The organism is Myxococcus sp. CA023 (assembly GCF_010998615.1).
Lineage (GTDB): Bacteria > Myxococcota > Myxococcia > Myxococcales > Myxococcaceae > Myxococcus.
Window position 1 is genome coordinate 39,549 of record NZ_JAAEAH010000074.1, and the last position, 7,464, is coordinate 47,012.

Genomic DNA, 7,464 nt, shown 5'->3' on the forward strand with positions numbered 1-7,464 from the left:
CCGACAGACACATGGGAACTGATACTGATACATGTCTGCCGCGTGTACTTGTGACGGCCACGTATTCGTGTCGACATGGAGCCATTCTGAACGACCGATTCCAGGCGGCTCCGGCGCCCGACATGGATGTGCTGCTGATGGCGCTCGAGGAAGCGGAGCGGCACCAGCCTGAGGGCTGCATGGTGTTGCACGCCGTGCGGGACGCGGCGGGAGCGCTCGTCGACTTCCAGTGGGCCTGGGCGAATCCCGCGGGTGCGCGCGCATTGGGGCACGCCGCCCCGGAGTCGCTGAGAGGCCGGCGGCTGTGCGAGCTGATGCCGGGCTCGGGATTGGCCGCCCGGGTGGACCTGCTCCGGGACGTGGTGGAAGCAGGGCGGCCGGCCGCGGACAGCTTCCAGGAAGGGGATGTGTGGCTCCAGGGAACGGTGGTGCCGCTCCGGGACGGTGTACTGCTGCGCCTGCGTGACATCACCAGCGCCCTGCGGTTGGAGGAGAGCGTCCGCGAAACCCTGGACTGGGTGCGGAGCATGCTGGAGGCCACGCCCGACGCGTTCTTCACGGTGGATGCGGACTGGCGAATCACCTACGTGAACCACGAGGCTGCGGCCCTCAGCGGGCGTTCGCAGGAGCAGCTCTTCCGGCAGATTCTGTGGCAGGCGTGCCCGGAGTTGCTGGGCACGCGCATGGAACGGGAACTGCGCCGGGTCGCAAGCGGCGCGGGCCACGCCATCTTCGAATGGCGCGCCACGCCTGGACGCTGGCATGAGGTGCACGCCTGGGGCGCCAACGGCAACGTGTCCGTCTTCGGACGGGACGTCACCGCCAGGAAGCAGGCGGAGGCGGAGCGGGATGTGCTCCTGTCGCGCGAGCACTCGGGGCGCCTGGAAGCCGAGGCCCTGGTCCACGAGCGCACCCGCGAGCTCATGGCGGCGCGCGAGCGACTGGTGCAGTCGGAGAAGCTGGCCATGGCGGGACAGCTGGCGGCGGGCGTGGGGCACGAAATCAACAACCCGCTCTCCTACGTCGTGGGCAACCTGCAGTTCGCGCTGGAGCAGCTCGAGCCCCTCGCGGCGCAGGGCGAAGTGCGTGAAGCCTTGGCCCGTGCGCTGGGTGAGGCGATGGAGGCCCTGCGCGAGGCGAAGGAAGGCGCCGAGCGCATTCGCACCACCGTCCGTGACTTGCAGACCTTCGCCCGAGCGGAGGAGCCGCAACTGTCGCCCGTGGACGTGCACGCGGCGCTGGAGTTCGGCCTCTCCATGGCGATGCCGCACCTGCGCCACCGGGCCCGTGTCGAGAAGCGCCTGAGCCCGGTGCCCACGGTGATGGCGCACGAGACGCGGCTGGGGCAGGTGTTCCTCCAACTGCTCATCAACGCCGCGCAGGCCATCCCGGAAGGGGACGTGGCGCGCTACCAGGTGACGCTCTCCACCTGGAGGGACGGCGCGACGGTGGTGGTGGAGGTATCGGACAACGGCCATGGCATGGCGCCCGAGGTCCTGGAGCGCGCCTTTGAGCCCTTCTTCACCACCCGTCCCTTGGGGGAGGGCGCTGGACTCGGCCTGTCCACCAGCCTGGGCCTGGTGCGAGGTATGGGGGGCGAGCTGTCGGCCTCGAGCGCACCGGGGCTGGGCAGTGTCTTCCAGGTGCGGCTGCCCACCACCGACGCGGACGCGCCATCCGTGCGGGTGGCGGAGGACAAGGACCTTCCCGGGAGGAAGCGGGTGCTGGTGGTGGATGACGAGCCGCTGCTCGCCTCGGTGCTGGGCCGCATCCTCGGCGCGCGTCACGAGGTGGTGGTGGTCCACAGCGGGCGCGAGGCGTTGGATACGCTGGCGCGCGACGCGGACTTCGACCGCATCTTCTGTGACTTGATGATGGGGGACCTGACGGGGATGGACGTTTACGACACGCTGTCCTCGCGTCAGCCGGAGTTGCTCGCGCGCTTCGTCTTCATGACGGGCGGAGGCTTCTCCGAGCGTGCACGGACCTTCCTCCAGTCGGTGCCGGTGCCGCGCATCGAAAAGCCGTTCGAGCTGGGCGTCCTGCACGCGCTGGTGGAGGACGCTCCGCCGCGCGCCGGTGCCTGAGAAGGGCGGCCGGCGCGCGAATCGGAAGCGGTGTGACTACAGCTTCACCTCTTCCCGGTCGGGCTGGGTGATGTAGCCGGAGCCCGCGGCCACCAGCTTGGCCATCAGCTTGTCCATGCCGTTGGAGCGGGCGAAGGCCATCTCGTTGCGGGTGGCGCCCACCAGGGTGAGCAGCTGCACCTTGCCGCTGGGGAGCACGAAGTGGTCGGGCCGGGACGGGTCCCGGACGAACACGAAGCCGCTCAGCTTGGACTCGCCACCGTCCAGGGAGCCTTCCACCGGGTAGCGGTGGCCCATGGCGAAGGCGCGCAGGGACACGAGGTTGTAGGCCATCATGTCCAGCAGCCGGAACACCGGCCACTTCGCCTCTTCGGGCGTGTGGATGACCATCTCGTAGCCCAGCCCGCTGGGCGCGTCGTCGGGGATGTCCTCGCCGGGTGCCGCGGTGAAGGGGTTGGACAGTCCACTGGTGACATAGGTCCAGTAGGGGTAGCTCTCGCTGGGCGGTGAGACGCGCACGCCCATGGGACCCCAGTTGGGGTCCGCTTCCTGGACCTGGGCGAGCTCACTCTCCATCCACGCTTGGATGGCATCCGTCTGGTCGAGCGTGAAGACGCCTTCGTCAATGGCGCCGAACATCTTCGGATACTCGACTTCGTCGCGGTCCGCCCAGCAGTCCTCGTACCACTGGATGAAGTCTTCGTCCGTCTCCGGGGCTTTCATGGCGATGACACTCTAGAGGCTCACCCCGGTTTCACAACTTCAAGTCGCGGAGAGGCCTCTTCAGGCTGACAGTCCGGGGGGCGTTCAGGTGCCGGTGGCCCCTTGGGTGCCCGGGGAGGCGGCCAGGGGCCAGGGTTTCAGCCCGCAGATGCGCTCGGCCTCCTCCACGGCGGGCGCCAGCCGAGCGTGCTCCCGGCGGAGGAAGCCCCGTACCGCGCCGTCCAGTGTCTTGTCGAAGATGAGGTGGGCGCTGTGCACGGCGGTGGGCTCGAAGCCCCGAGACACCTTGTGTTCACCCCCAGCGCCGGGCTCGAACACCTTGCGGCCGGTCCGGATGCAGTCCTCCACGGAGTGGTACAGGCAGACGTGGAAGTGGAGGAAGGGGTGCTCCTCGAAGGCGCCCCAGTAGCGGCCATAGAGGCGCTCCGGGGTGGCCAGGTTGAAAGCGCCGGCGATGACCTGTTGGCCGCGCACCGCCTCCACCAACTCCACCGAGCCCGGCATCGTGCGGAAGACCCGCGCGAAGAAGTCGGGGGTGAGCTGAATCTGCCCCCAAGCGTGGCGCTCGCAGGTGGAGGTGTAGAAGCCGTAGGCACGCCGGGCGTGCGCCTGGGAGAGCTCGTCGCCGCGCACCGTGCGCAGGGAGACGCCCTGGGTGGCCGCGGCCCCGCGCTCGCGCTTGAGCTGGTTCCGGCGCTTGGAGTCAAAGCGCGCCAAGTAGTCGTCATAGCTGCCGTAGCCCGGGTTCTTCCAGTGGAACTGAAGGGTGATGCGCCGGGCGAGCCCCTCGGCCTCGAGGAAGTCTGCCTCGTCCCCCGTTGGATACAGGACGTGAACGGAGGAGCAGCCCGCCTCCTGGGCGCTCCCGGCGGCGGCGGCGAGCAGGGCCCGGCGCAGCGCGGGGACGTCCTCGCCTGGGGCGATGAGGAAGCGGGGGACGGTGGCGGGGGACAGCGGCCCGCCCACGACGAGCTTCGGGTAGTACTCGACGCCGAGGCGGGCGGCGGCATCCGCCCAGCCGAAGTCGTAGATGTACTCGCCCATGCTGTGGAACTTGAGGTACGCGGGCGCGGCGGCCACCAGCTTGGGGCCACGCCACAGCGTGAGGTGATGCGGCGCCCAGCCCGTCTCCTCGGTGGCGCTCCCGCTCTCCTCCATGGCCGCCAGCCAGGCGTGCCGGACGAAGGGCGGGGCGTCAGGGTCCACGAGCGCGTCCCAGCCTTCGGCCGGGGCATCAGTCACTGCTTCGAGGATGCGGAGACGGAGCGGGGTATCGGCGGGCACGGGGGCACTCTTAACGCGCCCTGCACGTGCCCGCCGTGTGTTGCTGGCCTGTCCGTCAGGCGGCCCGAGCGGCGTCTCCGGCGCGTGCGGCCTCGCGGGCCTCCGGCCAGACTGCACGCTGCGGGGTGGCGATGCGGATGATGCGCAGCAGGGCCAGCACGCGCATCACCTGCCACGTGGGGTCCAGCTCGAACTTCCGCGCCGCGAAGTTGGGGCTGCTGCCGTACTTGTGGTGGTTGTTCTGGAAGAGCTCCCCCATGCAGAGGAAGTCCATGGGCAGGGAGTTGCGCGACTTGTCGGTGCTGTCGAAGTTCCGGTAGCCGTACTTGTGGCCGCACCAGTTGACGATGGCGCCGTGCACCGGGCCCATGAGGAAGTGCAGGGGCAGCAGCAGGAACTGCCAGGGCGAGGTGGCGAACATCACGTAGAAGGCAGAGTAGAAGGCCACCCAGCCCAGGGTGGCGAACCATGAGGTGCGCAGCGTGGTGTCCACGAGCGGCCACTCCGGGTAGCCGCCCAGGAAGCGGGCCTCGGGTTGACCGCGGCCGGCCGCGTAGTCGTCGTAGCGCGCCTTGGTGTGCCACATCATCCGCGCCACATCCTTGAAGAAGTGGGGCGAGTGCGGGTCCTTCTCGGTGTCGGAGAAGGCATGGTGCTCACGGTGGAGGATGGCGTACGCCTTCGGCGACAGGTACGACGAGCCCTGCACCAGGTAGGTGAGCAGGTGCATCACCCGCTCCGTCTTCGGCCCCATGGTGTACATGCGGTGGGCCGCGTACCGGTGCTGGAAGAAGCTCTGGAAGAACACGCAGAGCAGCCAGTGCGAGACGAAGAAGATGAGGACGGCCATTCGAGTTCCCTGGTCAGTGACTGAACCGGGGTAACACCGGGCATGTCATGGCAGCGTCACGCGGGACGGAAGAGCGGCGGCCCTGCCCCACGGGGCGACAGGCCCGCTCGCTCCGCTTCAGGGGGCCATCAGTAGAACGCGCCGTGGCATGACATGACGCGCGGCGGCGCGGCCCACTCTTCCGGTACGGAGGGGGCACGGAGCTCCAGGAGAGGAGTACACACGTGAAGCGGGCGGACATCGTCGGATTGGACAAGGCGCACGTCTGGCATCCCTACACGGCGATGGAGGCCTACATCGCTCAGACGGATCCGCTGGTGGTGGTTCGCTCGGAAGGTGCGTACCTCCATGACGCGGACGGCACGCGCTATCTGGACGCCAACGGCTCCTGGTGGGTGTCCACGTTGGGCCACCGTCACCCGCGCCTGATGCGCGCGCTCGCCGAGCAGGCCGCCGCGCTCCCACACGTCTCCCTGGCGGGCATCACCCATGAGCCGGCGGCGCTGCTGGCGTCGGAGCTGGCGGCCATCGCCCCCGGTTCGGACCGCCCCGGCCTTCCCGCGTCCGAGCGCCTCTCGCGCGTCTTTTATTCAGACAACGGCAGCACGGCGGTGGAGGTGGCCATCAAGATGGCGGCCCAGTACTGGGCGCAGAATGGCCAACCGCGCCGCACCCGCTTCATCACGCTGTCGGGGGCATTCCACGGCGAGACGATGGGCGCCACCAGCGTGGGGGGCGTTCCCCTGTTCCGGGAAGTCTTTGGCCCCCTGCTCTTCGACGTGGTGCACGTCCCCTCTCCGGCGGAGGAGGGGGGCTGGGCGCGCGCCTTCGAGCAGGTTCAGTCCACCCTGCGCGCGCACCCGGAGGAGATTGCGGGCGTCATCCTGGAGCCGGTGCTGCAGGGCGCGGCGGGCATGGTGATGTACTCGCCAGACTTTGTCCGGGCGGTGCGCGAGGCCACGCGCGAGGTGGACACCTTCCTCATCGCAGACGAAGTCTTCACGGGGCTGGGGCGCACGGGCGCACGCTTCGCGGTGGACCTGGCGGGCGTGGTGCCGGACATGGTGTGCCTGGCGAAGGCGCTCTCGGGAGGAATCCTGCCGTTCGGCGCGACCCTGGCCTCGGAGCGCGTCTTCTCCGGCTTCCTCGGGGCGTCCAACCGGGCGCTGTATTACGGGCACTCGTACTGTGGGAACCCGTTGGGCGCCGCCATCGCCCGGGAAGTGCTGGCCGTCTACCGGGATGAAGATGTGATGGGGCAGGTGGCGCGAAAGGCCCCCCGCGTGAAGGCCGCCTTCGAGCGGATGGCCGCCACGATTCCGGGCCTGGTGCGCCCCCGCGCTGTGGGAATGGTGGGAGCGGTGGACCTGGGTGGGGGTGGCTATCTCGCCCGAGGAGGGTGGCGAGTGTACGAGGCCGCGCGTCGCCGAGGGCTCTACCTGCGGCCCATGGGAGACACCGTGTACATCGCGCCGGCGCTGACTATCTCTGACGAGGCGCTCGAGGAGCTGCTGTCCGGAGTGGAGGCGTCACTCCAAGAAGTCGCTGGCGCCTGAGCCTGATGGATCCGCTGCCTACGAATGTGTGGGAGCGAACGGAAGGGTGGTTGACAGGTCACGCGTCGCAGGGATAGAAGCCGCGCCCCGCCCGACGCAGATCCGAGCGGGGAGCTGACAGCAGAATAAAAGGGTTGATGAGGATTGTTGACCCTGGACGCGGCGGTGGTAGAAGTCGCGCCCCTCCAGACGGGTGGCTGATCCAAGCACCTCAACGGAGCAGCAGCAGGAAATAGAGGGCTCGACTCAAAAGGTTGATCCCAGGGGCAGTGGTGGTAGAAGCCCTGAATCTCACGAAGAAGCCCGCGCACCGGCGCGGATCCGCTTTGAGTGGGTCGGAAAGAAAGTACGGAATACGGCGGTCAACGCAGCGAGTTGACAGGAGACGCGGTGGTGGTAGAAGCCGCGCCCCGACGAAGAAGCCCGGAAGAAAGGGCGGACGAGTCGAGGGAGTCAGCGAAGCAGCGGTTGACAGGGAGGGCGGCGAAGCGGTAGAAGCCGCGCCCCTCTGGAGGAAAGCAGCGGAAGCCACTGGGCGGCGCTGAAGGCTCCGGAAGCCAGCAGGACGGCGAAAACAGCAGCTTGACAGAAGACGCCGAGCTGAAATAGAAGCTGACGCCCCGCCGGACGAAAAGACGGCGAGGCAGTAGCGGAGAAGACGGTAGCAAAAAGTCGCCGGCAAGACAAGCGACTCGCTCTTTGAAAACCAAATAGCAAGCCCAAGAAGAAGCTAGATTGCGGAAACCGCAGTCAATTTCTTAAGACGGTGCCAGCCAGGTCGCGCTGCGAAGCGCAGCCGGCAGCACTGTAACGAATCAGCGAGTTTCAGGTTCCTTGGCCGGGCCTGAGACTGACGCCGGTTCAAATCTTCAAAAATTCAATTGGAGAGTTTGATCCTGGCTCAGAACGAACGCTGGCGGCGTGCCTAACACATGCAAGTCGAGCGCGAATAGGGGCAACCCTT

Annotated in this window: 5 protein-coding genes and 1 rRNA gene; 3 read left to right on the forward strand and 3 right to left on the reverse strand. The window is 68.0% G+C overall.

From position 1 onward, the window contains the following. Positions 1 to 11 precede the first annotated feature (11 nt). A complete protein-coding gene (locus tag F8M74_RS28480; RefSeq protein ID WP_141254559.1) occupies positions 12 to 2,087 on the forward strand; it encodes an ATP-binding protein in 2,076 nt (691 codons plus the stop codon). A gap of 36 nt (positions 2,088 to 2,123) precedes the next feature. Here F8M74_RS28480 and F8M74_RS28485 read toward each other — a convergent pair whose 3' ends face one another. The 3 genes from F8M74_RS28485 to F8M74_RS28495 all read right to left on the reverse strand — a co-directional run bounded on the left by F8M74_RS28485 (position 2,124) and on the right by F8M74_RS28495 (position 4,944). Then, positions 2,124 to 2,810 (reverse strand): suppressor of fused domain protein, encoded by a 687-nt coding sequence (locus tag F8M74_RS28485; RefSeq protein WP_140786764.1) that lies wholly within the window; start codon positions 2,808 to 2,810, stop codon positions 2,124 to 2,126. An 84-nt stretch (positions 2,811 to 2,894) separates the two neighbouring features. Continuing rightward, the gene (locus tag F8M74_RS28490) at positions 2,895 to 4,094 is read right to left on the reverse strand and encodes a GNAT family N-acetyltransferase (RefSeq protein ID WP_141254558.1); all 1,200 of its coding nucleotides are present in this window, start codon (positions 4,092 to 4,094) and stop codon (positions 2,895 to 2,897) included. A 55-nt stretch (positions 4,095 to 4,149) separates the two neighbouring features. Further along, the gene (locus F8M74_RS28495; protein ID WP_141254557.1) at positions 4,150 to 4,944 is read right to left on the reverse strand and encodes an acyl-CoA desaturase; all 795 of its coding nucleotides are present in this window, start codon (positions 4,942 to 4,944) and stop codon (positions 4,150 to 4,152) included. A gap of 224 nt (positions 4,945 to 5,168) precedes the next feature. Here F8M74_RS28495 and bioA point away from each other — a divergent pair, with 224 nt between their 5' ends. Together bioA and F8M74_RS28505 are read left to right on the forward strand one after the other, a co-directional pair. Continuing rightward, positions 5,169 to 6,500 carry an adenosylmethionine--8-amino-7-oxononanoate transaminase gene (bioA, locus tag F8M74_RS28500; protein ID WP_141254556.1) on the forward strand — a complete coding sequence of 444 codons (1,332 nt, stop codon included), beginning with the start codon at positions 5,169 to 5,171 and terminating at the stop codon, positions 6,498 to 6,500. Positions 6,501 to 7,378: 878 nt separating this feature from the next. Further along, positions 7,379 to 7,464 (forward strand): 16S ribosomal RNA (locus tag F8M74_RS28505); the annotation flags it as partial.

Coding starts and splice junctions, on each gene's coding strand:
- F8M74_RS28480 (WP_141254559.1), top strand. CDS start 12: ATGGGAACTGATACTGATACATGTCTGCCGCGTGTACTTGTGACGGCC.
- F8M74_RS28485 (WP_140786764.1), bottom strand. CDS start 2,810: ATGAAAGCCCCGGAGACGGACGAAGACTTCATCCAGTGGTACGAGGAC.
- F8M74_RS28495 (WP_141254557.1), bottom strand. CDS start 4,944: ATGGCCGTCCTCATCTTCTTCGTCTCGCACTGGCTGCTCTGCGTGTTC.